This is a genomic window from Rossellomorea orangium, from assembly GCF_019334305.1.
Taxonomy (GTDB): Bacteria; Bacillota; Bacilli; order Bacillales; family Bacillaceae_B; genus Rossellomorea.
The window spans coordinates 14917-35602 of the sequence record NZ_JAHWGH010000006.1; the positions used below are offsets into that span (position 1 = coordinate 14917).

Consider the following 20686-nt stretch of genomic DNA (forward strand, 5'->3'; position numbering starts at 1 on the left):
GAGGGAATAAAGATTGTCGTCCCTATTCGATAAACGAAAAGAAAAAATGAAGAAAAATCGGCCGACAACATATGAATATGAAAATCATTTAGTTGACGACCTTGTTGAACACTATAAAGCAAGACTTCTTAGAGATACGAATTTAGAAGCCCTTACCCAATTAACTCAAGGGGAAATGAGATTAAAGATTGAACAATTGGTATCGCAATTCATGTCGGAGGAGAGAGTAATTATATCTCGACATGATAAGGAGTTATTGATCTCTAGAATTCTTGATGAAGCAGTGGGATTTGGACCGTTGGAGCCACTTATTAATGATGAGACCGTCACGGAAATCCTGATTAATGGGTATGAAGAAATTTATGTCGAAAGATTAGGGAAGTTAGAAGTTAGTAACATTAAGTTCCGTGATGATGAGCATGTACGGCATGTGGTAGATCGAATCGTTGCACCATTAGGAAGACGGATTGATGAAAGTTCACCAATGGTAGACGCCAGACTTCCTGATGGAAGCCGTGTGAATGCGGTTATCTCTCCGATTAGCTTAAACGGTACCTTGGTGTCAATCAGGAAATTCAGAGCAGAACCATTTAAAATGGAAGATCTATTAAACTTCAACTCATTGAATTCTCATATGGCCCACTTTTTAGAGGCGGTTGTAAAATCCAAACTTAACACGTTGATCTCAGGCGGTACCGGTTCTGGGAAGACAACGATCTTGAATGTCATTGCTGCGTCTATCCCTTATGGTGAAAGGGTTATAACGATAGAGGATTCAGCAGAACTTAGACTCGATCGACCCAACGTTGTCGGGATGGAAGCAAGACCTGAAAATGTCGAAGGTCGAGGCGAGGTTACGATTCGTAATCTGGTGAAAAACGCTTTGCGTATGAGACCTGACCGCATCATCGTTGGGGAAGTTCGTAGTGGAGAAGCTTTTGATATGCTTCAAGCCATGAATACGGGTCATGAAGGTTCTATTACGACAGTGCATGCCAACTCACCTGAAGATGCATTGAGGCGTGTAGAAGCCATGGTTGTAATGGCAGGAATGGATCTCCCGTCCCATATTGTTAGGGAATATATTGTAGGTGCCTTGGATATCATCATTCAAGCAACACGATTGACTGATGGTACAAGGAAGATCATCTCGATATCGGAAGTTATAAAACACTCTGATGGTCGTCATGAAATGAAAGAAATCTTTACGTTTAAAAGAACGGGTATGAAAAAAGATGGGTCCATAGAAGGCCATTATACGGCCACAGGATATGTACCTAAGTGCCTGGAACGACTGAAGGTGTTTGGGAATAACATTTCCGAATCCGCCTTCACACCTGTTTTTGAGGAGGTGAGCACTTGATATCTGCTGCCATAGCGACTCTCTCGGCTCTTCTATTCATTATTTCCATAAGCTTCTATTTGGATTACCGCAAGGAAAAAAGAGAATGGAAAAAGCAAGTAAACGATTTTTATAGTAATGGAGAAAAAAGAAAAAGTTATATCGTCCTCTTAGGAGATAAGTTTGACCGAACAGAAACGGCGAAACCTATTTTTGAGAAACTAAGGGAGTCAAATATTCCCCTTACTCCGTCTGAATACTTTGGTGCACAATTTGTGGCTTTTATGGGAATCGTCATTATGCTGAAGAACTTTTTCAGTCTTAGCTTTCTAATCAGTATCTTTGTGTCTCTCCTTTTCTTGGAAGGGGGAAAAAGACTTCTCTTTCTATTGAGGAAAAACAAATTGAAACAACGACTGGTTGAACAATTACCTGAAATTTGCCGCTTGCTTGCAAATGCAACCAGATCGGGGATGACGTTGAATCAGGGAGTACAGCTTGTAGCCCAGGAAGTAAATGAACCAGCTAAAGGGGAATTCAAACGATTAGCGCAGGAAATTTCATTGGGGATTGATTTTAACACAGCCATTCGATCGATGGAAAAGCGCGTTGACAACCGTGAATTCAAACTATTCGTTGCTACAATTCTCATTCAGAAAAAAGCCGGAGGTAATTTATTCTCTGTTTTGGATGAGATGGGCCAAACGTTGGAAGAGCGGAAGATCTTAATGCAAGAAATTAAAACGATGACAGCAGAACAACGTTATGTTGCCTATATCGTTCCGGTCATTCCAATTTTCCTGGTTCTGATGATGAACAATATAATCGACGGATTCTTAGATCCTTTGTTCACAGGTCTTGGTGTCATCCTGTTGCTATTATTCATAGGTGGTACTTTATTAACTTTTATCCTAGTTAAAAAAGTAACCAATATTAGGGTGTGAGACGATGGATGGTTTAATTGTCATATTTCTAGTGTTAACCTTGTTGTTTTTGGGTTTAAGCCTGAGAAGTTTTTACACATATATTATTTATAAAAATGATCTAAAGAAGGAAATAGAAGAAAAAACGTATATTTATAATTCTTTTGAAAAGAAAATTACGAGAAAAGAAAAAATACTCAGTAAACTTTTTGAGTATGCAGATGATTTTTCCGGTATTGGACAAAGGGTGAACTTCTTCAGCGAAGATCACGACATACAGAAGTTGCTGATTAAAGCCGGGCACCCTTATGGACTTACGGTTCAACGATTTCAAGGGTTAAAGATGTTCTTTCTCGTAATTGGATTTATTGTAGGAGGGATTTGCTTTCTCTTAAGACTACCATTCTCGCAGATTGCGGTGATTATCTATCCACTTGCAGGGTATGGAGGAGCCATTCTATGGTTAAATGGAAAAGCCAAAAAACGACAAGAAGACTTGTCCTTTCAACTTCCAGACTTTCTCGACACCATGAGCGTCACTCTTCAAGCAGGGGTAGGGTTGGATCAAGCCTTAAGGGATATCGTCCCCTACTTTGAAGGACCCATCAGGGAAGAGTTCGGGCGCTTCATTCAGGAGTTAAGTGTAGGCGTTCCGAGAGGGGAAGCATATAACACCTTGTTAGAACGAAACGATAGTAGAGAATTTCAATTACTCTTAAAGTCATTAATACAAGGCGAAAGACTCGGAGTTCCAATATCAAAGACATTCAAATTACAAGCCGAAGAAATGAGGAAAATCAAGAAAGAAATGATTAAAGAGAAGGCTGCCAAAGCCTCTCCAAAAGTAACGCTGATTACCACATTTCTAGTTTTGCCATCTGCACTAATTCTGATTGGCGGCTTGATGATTATAAATATGTTTAGTGAAAACCGAAACATTTTACAAATGTTTCAGTAAATAAAATTAAAACCAACTTTAAGGAGAGAAAAAAACATGATGAACAAACTAACAGAACTTTACGTGAAATTTACTACACCGGTGAAAAATGAAAGAGGAGCTCAATCGTTAGAGTGGTTAGGATTAGCGGCTTTATTGATTTTAGTATTGGGTATTGTATCGACGGCTGTGAGTGATAACAAGGATAGCGTATCATCAATTATTAGTAAAATATTCTCCAAAATCGGCAAGATGGTAGGAGAATAATGAAATCCATAAAAAGTTTATTAAGTATAATAATAGTTTTATCACTATTTATTATCGGTTGTGGTAACGAGAGTAAAGAAGGAAAAGAAAAAGCAAATCAACAAGGGGAACCCCCTCAAGAAACATCTAAAGTCGATAAAGATAAGGAAGTAAATGAAAAGGAGGTAGAGGTTCAAGTCGAACCTTTACCTTCTACATATAGCGAACTGGAGAATAAACCCGTTGGAAAAGATTCGAATTATATTCCATTATCTACTTCTGAAGATAAAGAAAAGGCAGTAGAAAGGTTCAAAGATCTGCCGGAGATAAAAAATGATCCAAGTGAAAAAGAATTGGATTACTATTATCAAGAGCTATTGAAACGTGTCCAGAGAGACTTTAATGGGCCAGATAGCTTGATAAAACAGCTTAAATTTCAATCCTTTGGTAATCCAGAAATAGAAGATCCAAGATATCAGTTCAAAGAGAATTTGAATGTTGAAGTGATCCTTGATGCGTCTGGGAGCATGGCTCAAGACGCTGGTGGCCAAACAAAGATGAAAGCAGCAAAAGAAGAAATCACACAATTTGTAAAGAATTTGCCTGAGGGAACTAAAGTAGGTCTGAGAGTATATGGACATAAGGGTAGCAATGCTGATTCTGATAAGGAGTTGTCTTGCAAAAGCTCGGATATCTTATATCCAATAGATAATTACGATTCTACAAAGTTTAATCAATCACTCGACAAAGTTAAACCAACTGGGTGGACGCCAATAAGCCTAGCCTTAAATGATGCTAAAAACGATTTGTCCAGTTTTAATGGAGATAAAAATACTAATATTGTTTATTTAGTAAGTGATGGAATTGAAACATGTGACCAAGACCCAGTAGAAGCTGCTAAAGAACTTTATAATTCGGACTTGACTCCAATAATAAATGTGATTGGTTTTAATGTAGATGGGGAAGGTCAGAGACAGCTAAAGGATATTGCGGATGAGACTAATGGTATTTATTCTAATGTTGAAGACCAAGCTGGTCTCAAAACAGAGCTTGAAAAAATAAATAATATTGCAGAGGCATGGAAAAAGTGGAAAGAAAAAGGAGAAAAATCGATAGAGCTTAAAGAGGTGCAAAATAACCTGGAAATCTTCAATTATATTGCTGAGGAGGAGTCTAAGTCTCTCAAAGAAAAAGACCAGATTAATCTCCTGATCTACACCTTACAACAAAAGAATTTAATGAGTAAGGAATCACGTGAGTATATTGAAAAGAAGAACAATGAATATCACAGTTGGATAGATTCCGAGATTAATAACTTTAATGATGAATTAAAGAAAATTAACCAACAAAGCTATCTCGAGGCCAAAGAAGCACTTGAAGAAAAATATCAAATTAACACTCAATAAGACTGGGGTGAGAATGAGTTGAATATAACCAGAGTTTTCAGTCTGATGTTAACGTTCACGATATTATTTTGGAATGTATTCCCTGTAGTGAGTATGGCCGCCGGTACATTTATAACCCCAGGAGAATCCATCAAACCAGGTCAAGCAATCACTCCAGGTGAAGCAATAAGCGGTGGTGAATTCCTTGTTCCTGGTGATGTGTTCAAACCAGGCCAAGCGATCAAGCCCGGGGAGTCATATAATGGAGGTCAAGTTTCGAATTCGGGAAAACCAATCTTAGAAAATTTCCCTTTAAATAACGGTACTTTCATAATTCCAAACGCTCCACCACCTGTTCCAAACTTTGTATTTGGAGGAGAGAGTTTTACTACTGGAGGACCGATTACTCCAGGGACTCCTCCTAATTCAGGCAAATCAGTAGAAGGCGGAGATGTAGACGGAAACGGTAAATCAATAGAAGGCGGAGATGTAGGCGGAAACGGTAAATCAATAGAAGGCGGAGATGTAGACGGAAATGGTAAATCAGTAGAAGGTGGGGACGTAGATGGAAATGGTAAATCAGTAGAAGGCGGAGACGTAGATGGAGATGGCAAATCAGTAGAAGGCGGAGACGTAGATGGAGATGGCAAATCAGTAGAAGGCGGAGACGTAGATGGAGATGGTAAATCAGTAGAAGGCGGAGACGTAGATGGAGATGGTAAATCAACAGAAGGTGGAGATGTAGACGGGAATGGTAAGTCAGTAAAGGGCGTTGAAACTCTTGATGAAAAACTATCGTCAAGTTTAGCATGGATTAAAGCTGCGAAAAGATGGGGAACTGATATGTTATTCGCAGCAGATGATATTGTTCAGGGATTAGTTGCTCATAAAGCTGGTTACAAATTTGTCAAAGACGGGACGAAAAATTGGAAATTGAAAGGGGATCGCAAGACTGGTAACAAAGTTACACAATGGTTCCTTGATCGATTCAATGACAATGATAGTATTAATAATGGGAAGAAAAACTTTAATAATTTCAGAAGGAATGAATTCCTAGACGGAAAAAAGTTAAATGGATTTACTTCTAACCTTAAAAAAAGTATAAGGGATAAATGGATACCTTTTTATAAAAAGACAGAAGAAATTCAAAAAAAGGGTTGGATGAAGCCCAAATATGTATCCAATTGGACTTTTAATACAAAGGTATTAAAGCCTATGCAACTGATTAAGGGGAGTGCTCCGGTAAATTTTGTACTTACAACTGGTCAAACCCTAATAGATTATACAGTCGGTGCCAAAAAGAGTATGTTCAATACTTCTGATTTTTATGCTGACCTTTCAACAGATCTGACAATAGGTGCTGGAACCACACTGGTTGGTTCAATTGTAGGATCAGCTGCAACAGGTGCTGTAGGGGGTTCTATTGTTCCAGGGTTAGGCACAGCAATTGGTGCAGTAGCTGGTATCGGAGTGGGTGTAGGTTCTTATTTCTTTATGCAATCCAGACCAGGAAAGGCGCTAAGACGCGGTATTCGGTCGGGATATAAGAAAGCATATGATTTTGTTGGAAATTCAGCGAAAAAAATTGGAAGCAAGGTCGGCGAATTAGGAGATAAACTGAAGTCAGGATTGGGTGGTATTTTTGGATGAAACGAACAACCTTTCTTTTAAAGAAAGCAGGATCATACATGTTACGGTTTCTATAATAATTGTTACTTTCTTATTTAGTGCTCTGCCAGAATGGTATACTCCACAATTCATTATGAACAGTATTGTTTCTAGCATATTAGTCATCATAATTGTGGTTTCTTGGAGAATAGTGGAACTTAAAGTGAGATATTTCTCTATCCAAAGCTATTGTTTAGTTTTCAGTCTTTCCTTTTTGTTTGCCCAGCCACTTATTAAATACTTCTGGCAAGAAGAAAATTCCATATGGTTTTTCTTATTAGGAATTTGGATAGGAAGCTTTATCATTACACATCTCTTAAAGGAGAATATTTTTCAAGCCTTTTCAAAGACGTTTGAAAATAAGTTTAGCATTGCTTTTCATATTGTAGTCTTTATCTGCATAACGGTTGGTCCAATGTTTATCATTATCGGGAATGCAAATGATTTTAATAAAAATATTTCATATGGGTTGGTATTATATTTTTTATCAGCTCTATTACAAATTACTCTCCCTGCGTTTTTAAAGCACCCAAAAGATATTTAAGATAATTTCTAGGTCATAATATCTTATGTATGGCCTAGAAACTTTCTTTAGAAAGAAGTGGTTTTTTGGTTAATATTAATGGAATTTTAAAGACCATAAGTTACCCCTTATTAGTAAATGTGGTAATCGGATTTTTATTTGGTATCTTTGATTTAAGTAATATGAACTTGCTATTTATTTTATTGTTTGTAATTAGTCACCTACTAATTGGTTGGACAGCTCCAAAATTCAATCCGGATACTCCATATTTTTCTTGCTATATCTCAACGGTCACATTTAACTTTCTAAATTACTTGGCAGGGACATATGTGTTTGAGTTTTATATTTTGGAATCACCAGATTTAGTGAATCGTAATATGGTGTTAAGTTCTATTTTTGCACTCGTAATATCTACAGTTTACTTAAAGGTAATAGAACGAAAAGGTGAAAAATATGCTTAAAGAAACGTTTTATATATTTAATCAAAATTTGGTAAAGATTTTCCTTTTAAGTTTGGCGGTGGTACTGCCAGTAAGTTATTTGATTCAGTCTTTCGTCATATATTTCTTAACTGCGGATTATTTGATGACACCGAACCTTTATTCAATGTGTATGGTGTTAATTAACTTCACCATTTTATTCCCTCCATTTGTTGTAGTGGCTAAGAATTACCTAAATGATGAAGAGTATAGTATTAAAGATTCATTACAAAGTTTCTTGGATAACTTTTTTTTAATATTAATAGTCACAATCATTGCATTTATAATTATGGTCGTGGGATCACCCTTAATACTGATTCCTACCTTAATTTCTTTATCATTTTTAATTGTATTCCCACTGTTTGCTACAGATGATATCCCATTGATCAATAAAATAAAAAATGCGTGGTCGGTAATGAAAAATGAGAATATAGGTCTGTTAGGAGATTTGATACTCGTCATTTCAATAAATATTTTGCTGTGGTTTTTACTCACTTTATTTGTCGATAAAATGGAGAACAGTTTAATAGTTTATTTAACATTAAAAGTGTTGATTTTCACTATATTTTCTCCATTAATATACATCTACTTAGCGGTGAAATATCATAAAAGCAATACAACAATATAAAAAGAGGGAGAAAATGAATGGCTGATAAAACAATGATATTTAAGAAATCAAACTTATTCTTCCTTATTCCAATATCCATACTTACATTTGGTGTTTATTATGCTTATTGGTTTATTTCAAGAAAAAAGTCGTTTTCTCAACTCACTTCTAAAAATTTCATACCTCATGGATGGTGGAAATTTTTCTTGGTATTTACAATTGTATCTTTAATTTACGATCTAATTAAGGACTCGTTCTTCACGGGATATGGCATATCTATATTAGATAGTTATGACATAATTTTATCTTTCTATTTTGTAGGTTGCCTTTACTATTCAGTTTTTAGGGCAAGGGAAATGATAGAAGAACATTTTGACGAAAAAATTTTTAAACCTTGGTTATTAGTCATATTTAATGTTTGGTATCTCCAATTCAAAATCAATCGACTAAAAGAAAATTAGGAGAGGGTAGCAATGAGAAAGTACTTCAAAAAAGTAAATAATGAAAAAGGTGCTCTCACATTTGAATTCCTTGGAATTCTACCTTTCTTCTTCATGTTTTTTCTGCTCCTCTGGCAGGTTGTAGCGTCAGGGTATGCCATATATACAGTTAAAACGGCAGTGAATGAAGGGGCTAAATCTTACTCTGCTACTAAAGATGCATTAGAAGCAGAAAATACGGTAAAAAAAGCAATTGGAGCAAGCAATGTGATAACTTATGATGGAATGTCCATTACTACACCCGATGTCAACGGAAAGTTTGAAATTAATGTTAAGGTCGAGCACCCGCTTGTGTTTATTCCTAAACAATGGAAAGATGAAACGGCTCTTTCATTTGATCAATCGGCAGTGGGCCAGGTGTTGGTGGAATGAGAAAGTATATAGACAATGAGAAAGGGAACTCAATCTTTTTTATTCTTTGGCTATTTGGCATCGTTGCTGTCGTTTTTCTGATTGTGGCAAATATTGCAAAGATCTACGTTGTTCAAGCCCAGGCAAACAGTTCTGTAGAGCAAGCTGCCTTTGCTGGTACGTCTGTATTAATAGATGAAACAACGAAAACGGTAGAAGAATTCGACGGTAGTGTCATTTCCGCCGCTCAGAAGGCCTTAGATGGTGGTAAAAGTATTAATGAACAAATCGAAGAAAAACAACAGGAGCTCAAGGATTCTGGGAAAGCTTCTGATCTTGCTTATATACAGGCGCTCAATGACGTGCTCCCTGGCGAATTAGAAGAACACCCTTTATTGAAAGAGGCTTTTAGAGAGCATTTTTCTGATTCTACTCTTAATAGTAGAATTCAAAATGCAGCTCAATCTATATTGACCGACAATGATGCAAACCCTGAAGATATGGATATTATTTTATCTACAGAGGATTGGAGAATTGAAGTAAAGTCAACGGCAACTTTCGAAAGTATTTCGGACAATAAACTCATTAAGGTATTTCAAGAGAAAATCCCTCAGAAGGGATATGGGCCTAAACTGAAATATCTTGAGAAGGTATATGAATAATTAAGTGGAGAAGACCTTGGAAGTTAGTTTTTTCAAGGTTTTTATTTTTTTTTGTGAACACAATATAGAAATTATGATTTGGAAGTAATAGAAATGTGTCTTTAGAAGCTGATGCACATATTGCCATTTTACTAGTGGGAGAACAGATTAAATATTTGTAAGAGACTTCGAAAATGCAGTCAATGAAAAACTCTCTCGGTATAAGCAAGAGCAAGGTTAACCCCAAAAATCTCAGTTACGGAAGGTGGGTTAGAATGAATGCAGAGATTCTCTTATCAAAGGCATATAAACATAAGAGATTATTTGAAACCGTCCTTATTAATCCATTCGGTTACATGGTCAGTGGGACATATTATTATTTATCAATCTATAAAAGAAAGAATAAAGTTAAGGGATACTCAGTGATCTCAGAAGATGATCCTGTAGAAAACGATGCTCTTGAAGCATTTGAGATTCTTGTTTTATATACAGCTTATGCAAACAACTATTTCTCGATTGGAGAAAAAAGAGGGCAATTAAGCACGGATTATTTCTTTAAGCCGGTAAGTGTAATTAATGATTATTTAATTAATAATGAAAATAACGTATTGGCAAAAGGGAAAAATATCTTATTGGAATATGGTAATCTTCAGAAAGATTTAAAGAAAAGAGTTATTGGTTTTTCAAATGATTACGACCATCGTATATTAAAGGAAAATATTATAACAGATCAAGATTATGAAAATTTAATAGAAATTCTTATACATGTCGATAGAGTCCAATATATCCAATCTAAAACATTACTAGAAAACTTCGAGGTCCTAAAACGAATGTTGGCTGAGATGAAAGAGACAAATATATTTGGAAAACTCCCAAAAGAGAATAAAGATTTTTTAGAGGAGTTTTTAAAAGGCAAGAAAGAAGTTGAACAATCATTAAAAGAGTTTGATCAAGATAGACAAGCAGAAATTCTGACTGACAATCACGATATGAATGAAATAAAAAAGACATATTATAAAAACGGAATTGAAAAATTGCGACGCTATAAACAAGACCTACGTTATCCAAAGCAAGGTGAATGAGGATTGATATTAATGAATATACCAGTATTAAAAAGAAATGCGAATAAACACAAGAAATTATTCGAAAATAAGGTAATGATAAATCAATTTGGTTATGAAGTAAACGATGTAAGTTACTATTTAGCGATTTATAAAAAGGGAATAAGCATAGAGGATATACCGTTATTGCTGAAGAGGAATACTCTGAAGCTGATGCAATTCTAGCTTTTGAAAAGTTAGTCTTGTTTACCGCGTACGTTAATAATTTTTTTGATCTTGAAAAGATGAAGATGAGACTTTCACCAGAGTCCTTTTCCAATATAAGTACTGTGGTAGATCCATATGTTGATAAGAATGACTGCTTAAAAAAAGGAAAAGAAGTGATTGACCAACTAAATGATAGAACTTCAAGAAAGATTAAAAGCGTATACGCATTATTACGATAATCATATATTGGTTCATCATACACTCGACGACCAGGAGATTCAGACAGTATTAGAAGCATCGGCACACTTAAATCGGCTGCAATACAAACAGGCAAGGGTGCTAATTGATTCCTTTAAAAATATTAAAAAGACGTATAAAGAAATGAAGAAATTAAATCTCTTGAAATTGCTCAACGAGTATGATCGGACAGTATTGAAGGAGCTCGCTCGTGGAGTAGGGGAAACAAAGAAAAGTATTAAGGATTTTACATATGAGAAAGAAATAGCACATCTTCCAGTGGAACAACAAATAGAGTTAATCGTGCAGAGTATAGAAAAGGCTGGTCAGGAAAAACTACCGCGTTATAAACAAGACTTGCGATATCCAAGAGCCTAAGTACGTATAACCGCCATACATGTTTATGGTGAATCATGGGCGTGTACACTTGGTTACGATGCAAAGGTGAATGAAGTTAGGAACAAATAATAAAATTTGGTTTACTAATTTATTTTCACAACAAACTTGATAAAGGAGAAATACTCTTGAGTAAAAACCTTTTTATTACGATTTTGGTTATATGCTTATCCTTCGCTATTACAGGTTGTCAATCAGCAGATGATAAATCTGATGGTAGCAAAGAAGCAGAAATGAAAAACGAAAGTTCTATATTAAATGAACAAGAAAATGATGAAAAAAATCTGCTTTCCAATTATCCAGAGCTTTCATCGACGCCTGATGCTCCTAAAACAATGGAAGAAGTAATTGATTATCCTGCCGGACCATATGCAAATGCAAAGTTTGATAAGAATAACGAAGAGATCGTTAAAGAGATAAATCAGCTTCCTGCAATTAAAGGTTCTGCCGATGAAGAGTTTCTTGAGTCATACTGGAACCAACTTCTTTCACTCTTCGCTGTAGATTATAAGGATCCACAAATCATGCTTGAAAAATTAAAAGCAAAGTCATTTGGGAGTCCTGAAATTGAAGATCCACGTTATCAATTTAAAGAAAATTTAAATGTTGAAATTATCCTTGACGCAAGCGGCAGTATGAAGGCGCAGGTAAAGGGACGTACGAAGATGGAGTTAGCTAAAGAAGCAATCGATACTTTTGCATCTTCACTTCCTAAAGGTAGTAAAGTGGCACTTAGAGTATATGGTCATAAAGGGACAGGCAGTGATAAGGATAAAGAAATGTCCTGTAAAGCAAATGAAAAAGTTTATGATTTTCAAAGCTATGACAAAAGTAAATTAAACCAATCTTTAAAAGATGTTGAAGCAAAAGGTTGGACCCCGGTAGCCGCTTCTTTAAGAGAAGCTCAAAAGGATTTATCTCAATTTCCTGCAGAGCAAAACACAAATATCATTTTCCTGGTCAGTGACGGAATTGAGACATGTGATGGTAACCCCGTTGAGGTAGCAAAGTCTTTACAAGACTCTTCTGTAAAACCAATTGTCAATATTATTGGATTTGATGTTGATGCAGAAGGCCAAAAACAACTTCAGGATGTCGCAGAGAATGCCTCTGGTTCATACGCAAATGTTTACGATTTAGATGAATTGAACTCAGAGTTTAATCGCGCAGAAGAAATAGCGAAACAGTGGGAAAGTTGGAAGAGTAAAGCGCTAAATAATAATGATCTAGAACAGTATCTGAATACTAGTGAAATATCTGAATTTACCTATGATTGGTCGTATAAACGTATTAAAGAAAACAATAATCTCTTAGGAGTCATTCTCTATCTTAAAGATAAGGGTGAATTAACAGATGAAGCATACACATATTTGTCTGATAAAGCCAAAAGAAGACAAAAGGATGTCTTCAAGTATTCAAAAGAAATTAAAAGTGAACTCCATAAAGTAAATGATGCAAGTTATGAAGAAACGAAAAGTTTGATAAATGAAAAGTTTAATAAAAATAATGATTAGGTAGTAAGTAGAGAATGTGGAGTCAGTCTCCTGCATAGTAATGCGTGATTGTGACGGGGGACTGCCCCCGTTTTTTGGGAGGAGCCTATACTTTGTATGGGAACGGTCATCGGGGGCATTGCATATCTGTATTTCTATATGAGTGACGGTGTGGTGGATGATGGTGACCGGAATATCATGATAACGGCCGTTGTTTTAGTCGTTATTTCAGTGTTTGGCCTGTCCATTGATATGTCGACAGATGGAGGGAAGAATACGAGTAAGAAAGCGATTATGGCCGGGGGTAGTTTTGCGATGTTCATGCTGGTGTGGCGAGTTCTGGCTTCGTTATTTTAAGATGGGGCTTTTAGGGATAGTAGGTATTGCGCTTTTTGTGAATCTCTCTCATTTATTATTTGAACAATTAATCAAACGTTTGTTTAAAACCACAACCTAAACTAATCATTCGATATCCCACCCAATATTGGTTAAAATAGATAAGACACATCATGTTCAACAATTGGCTATAGCTTAAAGGAGAGAAATACATGACGAACTATGCAGATGATAGTTTAGCGTTGCATACAGATTTGTATCAGATCAATATGACGAAGGCTTACTGGGATGATGATTTCCATAATCGAAAGGCTGTTTTTGAAGTGTTCTTTCGAAAGCTGCCTTTTGGCAATGGATATGCGGTATTTGCCGGGCTTGAACGGATCATTGAATATGTGAAAAAGTTTCATTTCTCGGAGAGTGATATCGAGTATTTACGGGAGCTCGGGTATGAGGAGGCTTTCCTGGAATATTTGGCGGAGCTCCGTTTCACCGGGACGATTCGATCCATGCAGGAAGGGGAGGTTGCGTTCGGGAATGTCCCCCTTGTTCGTGTGGAGGCGCCGCTTGCTCAGGCTCAGTTACTGGAGACGGCGATCTTGAATATCGTGAACTACCAGACGTTGATTGCGACGAAGGCGAACCGGATCAAGCAGGTGGTGCAGGATGAAGTCGTGATGGAGTTCGGTACGAGGCGTGCCCATGAGCTGGATGCGGCGATTTGGGGAACCCGGGCAGCGTACATCGGCGGATTTGATGCGACGAGTAATGTCCGTGCCGGGAAATTATTCGGCATGCCGGTTTCCGGAACCCACGCTCATGCCATGGTTCAGGCTTATCGGGATGAATATCAGGCTTTCCATAAGTATGCGGAGAGCCATAAGGATTGTGTGTTCCTAGTCGATACGTATGACACATTGAAATCCGGTGTACCGACGGCAATCAGAGTGGCGAAGGAGCTTGGCGATAAGATCAACTTCAAGGGGATCCGTCTTGATAGCGGTGACATGGCGTACCAATCAAAGATTGCCCGCAAGATGCTGGATGATGCCGGCTTTACGGATACGAAAATCATCGCTTCCAACGACTTGGACGAGTATACGATCTTGAACTTGAAGGCGCAAGGGGCACAGATTGATGTGTGGGGTGTCGGGACGAAGCTGATCACAGCGTACGATCAGCCTGCTTTAGGTGCCGTGTATAAGCTTGTGTCTATTGAAAATGAGTCAGGTGAAATGGAAGACACGATTAAAATATCGAGCAACGCGGAGAAAGTTTCGACTCCCGGGATGAAAAGGGTTTACCGCATCATCAATACGGTTAATCGTAAATCAGAGGGTGAATATATTGCCCTTGACCATGAACATCCTGAAAGTCAGGAACGGTTGAAGATGTTCCATCCCGTTCATACGTACATCAGTAAGTTCGTGACGAATTTTGAAGCGAGGGAGCTTCATGTGGATGTATTCAAGGACGGGGAGCTTGTGTATGATACACCTCCACTGGAAAATATGAGAAGCTTCGTGAATGAAAACCTTGAAATGCTATGGGACGAGTATAAGCGTTCCATGAACCCGGAAGAGTACCCTGTGGACTTAAGTGAAGAGTGTTGGAACAATAAGATGGATCTGATTCACCGTGTAAAAGCCGAAGTGAAGGAAAGACATAGCGAAAATTGGTAAGTTTGCCTGTGTTTGGGTAAGATAAAAAGATATAATATGATGTAACAAAACCTAACATGGAGTGTGAAAACATGGATTCTCTTCAAAAACAAATCGTAGAAGAAATGATGGTCTCCCCGGAAATCAATCCGCAGGAAGAAATCCGTCGCAGTGTCGACTTTATGAAGGCTTACTTGAAGAAGCATTCATTTCTGAAAAGTCTGGTCCTTGGCATTTCAGGAGGTCAGGATTCTACTTTATTAGGGAAACTGGCTCAAATGGCCATTGATGAAATGAATCAGGAGTCAGGATCATCGGATTATGCTTTTTATGCCGTCAGGCTTCCTTACGGGGAGCAGGGTGACGCCCAGGATGCCATCGATGCAGTGGAATTTATCAGCCCGACCGTGTCGATGACGGTCAATGTGCAACCTGCCGTAGATGCAAGCGTCGAAACGTTGAAGAAAAACGGCATCGAGCTTTCCGACTTCGTAAAAGGAAACGAAAAAGCACGTGAACGGATGAAGGTGCAATTCGCCATTGCAGCTATGAAGGATGGCGTGGTGCTCGGGACCGATCACTCTGCTGAAGCGGTCACCGGCTTCTACACGAAATTCGGCGATGGAGCGGCAGACCTTGTTCCTCTATTCCGTTTGAACAAGAGGCAGGGAAAGATGCTCTTAATGGAACTCGGCTGTCCGGAACATTTATACAACAAGAAACCGACAGCAGATCTTGAAGAAAATCGTCCGCAGCTGCCGGATGAAGAAGCCCTTGGGGTCACGTATGATCAGCTGGACGATTACCTGGAAGGGAAAGAAGTGCCTGCTGAAGCCAAGAAAGTTATTGAAGGTCATTACCTGAAAACACAGCATAAACGTCATCTGCCGGTTACGGTGTTTGATGATTTTTGGAAATAAGAAAGTGAAGCCGATTCTCGATTCATGGGATCGGCTTTTATTATTTCGACAAAAATCGCAGCTCCCCACCCTCATAACCACCTTATCTCCTACCAATTCCCTAAAATTTCTATGCGAATTTACCATTTTATAGAGGATTTTCGACTTTTTAAACGAAAGTAGTAATAGTTAAAGATGAGTTTGAATCATTCAGGAGGGGTACGATGTCGTCACATGAAATGGTGAATCCGAAGTTGCAAAGTATCATTGATAATATAGAGAAAGTCATGATTGGAAAGAGAAAGGTAGCGGAGCTGAGCATTGTCTCTCTGCTTGCCGGCGGGCATGTATTGCTTGAAGATGTTCCGGGTGTCGGGAAGACGATGATGGTGCGTGCATTGGCGAAGTCCGTAGGGGCAAGCTTCAAGCGGATTCAGTTTACACCTGATTTGCTGCCATCTGACGTGATCGGTGTATCGATTTATAACCCGAAGGAAATGGAGTTCACTTTCAGGCCGGGGCCAATCATGGGGAATATCATTCTCGCGGATGAAATCAACCGTACTTCGCCGAAGACCCAGTCCGCGTTACTTGAAGGGATGGAAGAGAGCAGCGTCACGATTGACGGGATGACCCGGAAGCTTGATAAGCCGTTCTTCGTTATGGCGACTCAGAATCCGATTGAGTATGAAGGGACTTACCCGCTTCCGGAAGCGCAGCTCGACCGATTCCTGTTGAAGATGAAGATGGGGTATCCGGAGCCGGAAGAAGAGATGGAAGTCCTTCACCGCGCCCAGCGGACTCCTCCGATCGATGAATTGGAGCCGGTGATGACCCTTGAGGAATTGAGATATATCCAAGGGGATGTGAAGGAAGTGTTGGTGGACGACACCATCAAGAAATACATTGTTGAAATTGCGAACCGCACGAGGATCCATGCCAATGTATACCTCGGGGCGAGCCCGCGTGGATCGATTGCGTTGATGAAGGCGTGTCAGGCTTATGCTTATTTACGAGGCAGGGATTATGTAGTTCCTGACGATGTTCAATTCCTTGCGCCTTATGTATTCTCACACCGTATCATCATGAAGTCTGAAGCGAGATACGAAGGGATCACTCCTGAGGAAGTGGTGGAAAGAGTCATGGCGCGTATTCCTGTTCCTGTCCAAAGGATTGCGAGATAGATGAAGACGAAACTTCGATTTTTAAAACCACTTGTGAAGTTTTTGCTTCTGCTCCTCTTAATGGGGGTGACGTTTTCGTATGCGATGTTCCAAGGTGGGTTTGTGAGCTGGTTTTTATTTTATAGCTTTTTGCCGTTTGCCCTTTATTCCTTATTGGTTTTCTTATACCCTCTTTCGGAGTTTTATGTGGAGAGGAGTTTTGAATCAGCGGAGTACAAAGCGGGGGATGAATTAAAGGTGACGATCACCCTGTCCCGGAAGTTTCCTTTTCCCTTGTTTTACATGGTGATGGAGGATGTGGTGACGGATTCGGTCTTTCATCATTCCGGTTTTCAAAAGGCGAAGGCCATGATTCACCCTGGATTCAGAAAACGGATCAAGCTGACATATGTTGTGGATGAGCTTCCACGTGGAGAACATATTTTCTCTAAAGTGCGGTTTAAAACGGGTGATTTCTTTGGCGTGTTTGAGAAGGAAGCGACGGTGGATTGTGTGGACAAACTCCTCGTTTATCCGTCGATTGTCGATGTCCCGTATCGTCCGTTGGAGAACCGGTATGATCAAGGGATGACGACTTCGAACGTAAAGATTCAAAAGGATACGACGATGGCAACGGGTATCCGTGGTTATCAGCCCGGGGACCGGTTTTCATGGATCCATTGGAAAACCTTCGCCAGAACCAATGAGCTGATGACGAAGGAGTTTGAAGAACGTCAGTCCCATGATGTCCTCATCGTACTCGACAGAGAGGCTTCTCCGGCATTTGAAGCGATGGTCACCTTTACGGCTTCGATGATCAGATCCATCGTGAAAAAGGGTGCTCAGGTCGGCCTTGTGTCCATCGGGGAAGATCATGTTTCATTTCCAATCCGTGGTGGTGATGAGCACTTGAGTCAGCTGAATTATCACTTGGCAAAAGTGAGGCAGGACAGTCCTTTTGCTTTAGGAAAGGTCCTGCAGGGAGCGGGATTGAACTATTCCCAATCAGCAGCGGTTGTGTTCGTGACGTCCTCGGTGTCGAAAAAAATGATTATGAGCGTGAATGAGTATGCGAAGCGAAACAGCTCCGTTGTCATCTTCTTGGTGAAAAGAATGGGAGAGGCGTATACAGCAGAAGAGAAATCGCTGAAAGCCTATGCTTCTTCAAGGGGCATCCGATTGAAAGTATGCTTTGAAGGCGATTTTTCATCCGCCTTTTTGGAGGTGAAGCGGGCATGAGGCATGACACAACGAACTCATTTTTCAAGGTCCTGATATATTTATTTGGATTTTTACTTCTGTGGGAGTGGTTAAAGCCCCTGAAGGTCGTGACGGACACGGCGAGTTTGACCTATTTTGTTGTGTTTATCGGTTTGGCCCTCGTTCTGTCTTATTTTAGGATTCATTATGTCATCACGGCATCAGTGAAGGTTCTGTTTATCCTTTACAGTCTGAATAAACTGTACTATTCCGGTTCATTTTTTGCTACCGGTTGGTTGAAGAAGTTCAGTCAAGATCTATGGAGTAATCTCGGCTTGACCCTTGGTCGGGAGTGGCCGAGTTTGTCATTTGAATACAGAAGTTTATTGTTTTTCGTGCTTCTTTGGTTGATGACGTACTTGATCCATTATTGGATCTCGGTCCGAAAGACGATTCTCCTTTTTTATATCATGACGGTTGCTTACGTTTGTCTGATTGACACGTTCACGGTATACGAAGGAGATCGATCCATCATCCGTGTCGTCATCTTCGGCTTTCTTCTTATGGGGCTGCTGGCTCTTGAAAGACTTGTACAAAGAGAGAACCTGAGTGGTTCCAAGATGAGCCGCCATCGTTGGATCGTTCCACTTACGGTGATGCTCGGTGTTAGTTCCGTCGTGGCTTTTGCCGCGCCAAAAGCGAATCCCATTTGGCCGGATCCGGTCCCATATCTTCAATCCTTTTCTGAAGATGCAGGCGGCAGCGGCGTGAACAAAATTGGGTATGATACCGATGACACGAAGCTTGGAGGTCCCTTTGTCGGCGATCCTACCGTCGTATTTAATGCTGAGGTGACCAAAGAGCATTATTGGAAGATCGAATCGAAGGACTTGTACACAGGGAAGGGATGGGAGCAATCCATACCGGATGAACAGCAGGCTGCCATGCCGTTCGATCCTGGGAAAAAGGTTCCGATTCCTTCACCACAAACCGATGAACAGCGTGATCTGGAAAGTGAAAAGGTTCTGGTCGAGCGCAAGTATTCCCATGTTGTCTATCCGTATGGGGTGGAAAGCATTAACGGAAACGATAAGGGCTATTTCAGCTTCAATCCCATCAATGAAAAGGTGACAAGCTATAAAGAGCTCGATGAAACCGTTAAGCTTGACGAGTATGAAGTTTCGTACCGTTCCCCCTCTTTTTCTCAGAAAAAGATGAAGGCGGCGAATGAAACTCAGGAGATCATGCAGGTACCCGAGTTCGTGGATCGCTACACCCAGCTTCCTGATGCGATGCCTCAACGGGTCAAGGACTTGGCCGTTGAGATTACGTCGGAAGAGGATAATTGGTATGACAAAGTAAGGGCGATCGAGCAATACTTTTCAAAGGAAGCCTATGTATACGATCAATTCGACGTACCCGTTCCTGAAGAAGGGCAGGATTACGTCGATCAGTTCCTCTTTGAAACACAGCGGGGATACTGTGATAACTTCTCCACTTCCATGGTCGTGATGGTCAGATCCCTTGGAATCCCTGCAAGATGGGCAAAAGGCTATACGGAAGGGGAATACAGCAGGCAGGTTGATTCGACCTACAAGCTTTACGAGGTATCCAACAACAATGCCCACTCGTGGGTAGAAGTGTTCTTCCCGGAAGTGGGGTGGGTCCCGTTTGAACCTACTGTTGGGTTCAGCAATAACGTTTCCTATCAGTATGACCTGGATGTACCTGATCCGGAAGATAATGAAGTACCGGTTCCGGAGCAGAAGGAGACGCCAAAGAAACCTTTGCAGCCTGAGGAAGATACAGCATCTGCAGGTGACGGTTTTTCTATAACGAAGCTTTGGGATGATCTGAAGTCATTTGTCGTGGACAACTGGGGCAAGATTGTGATGGGGGCCATTCTCCTGATCATCATTGTGGTCGCTTTATACCTTGTGAGAAGACGCTGGATGCCGTATGTCCTGATTTTTTATTATCGCAGGAAGGCATCAAGCGATGTATTCTCAGAAGCCTATCTGTCCCTCATGAAACAGTTGGAAAGGTACGGATTGAGAATGGAAGACGGCCAAACATTGCGGGGGTATTCAAGATACATCGATTCCTTCTTCGGTACCCGTGAAATGACCAGTCTGACGAATAATTATGAACGGATTTTGTACGGTCAGAAGCCTACTTCGGAAGATTGGGTGAAGATGAGGGAATTATGGGAAAATTTAATTAAAAGGACAACCGGTTGACCCGGTTCATTTCAGAGTATAAAATGATGTCAAATTCAAAATAGTGTTCGTTAGCATCCTTCGTATATCCTCGATAATACGGTTCGAAAGTATCTACCCGGTCACCTTAAATGACTGGACTATGAAGGCAGTGTTCTAAGTTGACATCCGTGTATGCAAAAAAACTAGAATTCTGCCTTTTTTTAAGGCGA

At 39.7% G+C, this 20686-nt stretch carries 20 protein-coding genes and 1 riboswitch; all 20 genes read left to right on the top strand.

Annotation, left to right across the window (positions count from 1 at the left end; genetic code table 11):
• The first annotated feature begins 13 nt into the window (after nucleotides 1-13).
• The 20 genes from KYJ26_RS02505 (at nucleotide 14) to KYJ26_RS02600 (ending at nucleotide 20495) form a co-directional block, all read left to right on the top strand.
• Nucleotides 14-1363, top strand: a complete 1350-nt coding sequence (locus KYJ26_RS02505; RefSeq protein WP_226677663.1) for a CpaF family protein — start codon at nucleotides 14-16, stop codon at nucleotides 1361-1363.
• Complete coding sequence (locus KYJ26_RS02510) at nucleotides 1360-2286, top strand: type II secretion system F family protein (RefSeq protein ID WP_219165774.1); 927 nt, start codon at nucleotides 1360-1362, stop codon at nucleotides 2284-2286. The genes KYJ26_RS02505 and KYJ26_RS02510 overlap by 4 nt, the downstream gene beginning before the upstream one ends.
• A 4-nt stretch (nucleotides 2287-2290) precedes the next feature.
• Nucleotides 2291-3223: a type II secretion system F family protein gene (locus KYJ26_RS02515; RefSeq protein WP_219165775.1), complete on the top strand. Its 933-nt coding sequence runs from the start codon at nucleotides 2291-2293 to the stop codon at nucleotides 3221-3223.
• A 36-nt stretch (nucleotides 3224-3259) separates the two neighbouring features.
• Nucleotides 3260-3469, top strand: a complete 210-nt coding sequence (locus KYJ26_RS02520) for a hypothetical protein (RefSeq protein ID WP_219165776.1) — start codon at nucleotides 3260-3262, stop codon at nucleotides 3467-3469.
• Nucleotides 3469-4854, top strand: coding sequence for a VWA domain-containing protein (locus KYJ26_RS02525; RefSeq protein ID WP_219165777.1), 1386 nt, complete (start codon nucleotides 3469-3471; stop codon nucleotides 4852-4854). The genes KYJ26_RS02520 and KYJ26_RS02525 overlap by 1 nt, the downstream gene beginning before the upstream one ends.
• A gap of 18 nt (nucleotides 4855-4872) precedes the next feature.
• Nucleotides 4873-6483, top strand: coding sequence for an MSCRAMM family adhesin SdrC (locus KYJ26_RS02530; protein WP_219165778.1), 1611 nt, complete (start codon nucleotides 4873-4875; stop codon nucleotides 6481-6483).
• Nucleotides 6476-7045, top strand: a complete 570-nt coding sequence (locus tag KYJ26_RS02535) for a hypothetical protein (RefSeq protein WP_219165779.1) — start codon at nucleotides 6476-6478, stop codon at nucleotides 7043-7045. Before KYJ26_RS02530 ends, KYJ26_RS02535 begins: the two co-directional genes overlap by 8 nt.
• A gap of 432 nt (nucleotides 7046-7477) precedes the next feature.
• Nucleotides 7478-8131, top strand: a complete 654-nt coding sequence (locus tag KYJ26_RS02540; RefSeq protein ID WP_219165780.1) for a hypothetical protein — start codon at nucleotides 7478-7480, stop codon at nucleotides 8129-8131.
• Nucleotides 8132-8163: 32 nt separating this feature from the next.
• A complete protein-coding gene (locus KYJ26_RS24430) occupies nucleotides 8164-8571 on the top strand; it encodes a DUF4234 domain-containing protein (protein ID WP_226677699.1) in 408 nt (135 codons plus the stop codon).
• A gap of 12 nt (nucleotides 8572-8583) precedes the next feature.
• Entirely contained in the window at nucleotides 8584-8982 is a 399-nt protein-coding gene (locus KYJ26_RS02550) for a pilus assembly protein (protein WP_219165782.1), read from the top strand.
• Complete coding sequence (locus KYJ26_RS02555) at nucleotides 8979-9623, top strand: hypothetical protein (protein WP_219165783.1); 645 nt, start codon at nucleotides 8979-8981, stop codon at nucleotides 9621-9623. Before KYJ26_RS02550 ends, KYJ26_RS02555 begins: the two co-directional genes overlap by 4 nt.
• Before the next feature lie 254 nt (nucleotides 9624-9877).
• Nucleotides 9878-10684 (top strand): hypothetical protein, encoded by an 807-nt coding sequence (locus tag KYJ26_RS02560; protein ID WP_219165784.1) that lies wholly within the window; start codon nucleotides 9878-9880, stop codon nucleotides 10682-10684.
• A gap of 375 nt (nucleotides 10685-11059) precedes the next feature.
• Nucleotides 11060-11485 carry a hypothetical protein gene (locus tag KYJ26_RS02565; protein ID WP_219165785.1) on the top strand — a complete coding sequence of 142 codons (426 nt, stop codon included), beginning with the start codon at nucleotides 11060-11062 and terminating at the stop codon, nucleotides 11483-11485.
• A gap of 146 nt (nucleotides 11486-11631) precedes the next feature.
• Complete coding sequence (locus KYJ26_RS02570) at nucleotides 11632-13017, top strand: vWA domain-containing protein (RefSeq protein ID WP_219165786.1); 1386 nt, start codon at nucleotides 11632-11634, stop codon at nucleotides 13015-13017.
• 96 nt (nucleotides 13018-13113) lie between these two features.
• Nucleotides 13114-13353 carry a hypothetical protein gene (locus KYJ26_RS02575; protein ID WP_219165787.1) on the top strand — a complete coding sequence of 80 codons (240 nt, stop codon included), beginning with the start codon at nucleotides 13114-13116 and terminating at the stop codon, nucleotides 13351-13353.
• A gap of 191 nt (nucleotides 13354-13544) precedes the next feature.
• Nucleotides 13545-15014, top strand: a complete 1470-nt coding sequence (locus KYJ26_RS02580; RefSeq protein WP_219165788.1) for a nicotinate phosphoribosyltransferase — start codon at nucleotides 13545-13547, stop codon at nucleotides 15012-15014.
• 71 nt (nucleotides 15015-15085) lie between these two features.
• Nucleotides 15086-15913, top strand: a complete 828-nt coding sequence (gene nadE, locus KYJ26_RS02585; RefSeq protein WP_219165789.1) for an ammonia-dependent NAD(+) synthetase — start codon at nucleotides 15086-15088, stop codon at nucleotides 15911-15913.
• Between the two features lie 203 nt (nucleotides 15914-16116).
• The gene (locus tag KYJ26_RS02590; RefSeq protein WP_219165790.1) at nucleotides 16117-17076 is read left to right on the top strand and encodes an AAA family ATPase; all 960 of its coding nucleotides are present in this window, start codon (nucleotides 16117-16119) and stop codon (nucleotides 17074-17076) included.
• On the top strand, nucleotides 17077-18294 hold the full coding sequence (locus tag KYJ26_RS02595; protein WP_219165791.1) for a DUF58 domain-containing protein: 1218 nt from the start codon (nucleotides 17077-17079) through the stop codon (nucleotides 18292-18294).
• The gene (locus tag KYJ26_RS02600; protein WP_219165792.1) at nucleotides 18291-20495 is read left to right on the top strand and encodes a transglutaminase TgpA family protein; all 2205 of its coding nucleotides are present in this window, start codon (nucleotides 18291-18293) and stop codon (nucleotides 20493-20495) included. Before KYJ26_RS02595 ends, KYJ26_RS02600 begins: the two co-directional genes overlap by 4 nt.
• A 40-nt stretch (nucleotides 20496-20535) precedes the next feature.
• A riboswitch (purine riboswitch) is annotated at nucleotides 20536-20637 on the top strand.
• Nucleotides 20638-20686 lie beyond the last annotated feature (49 nt).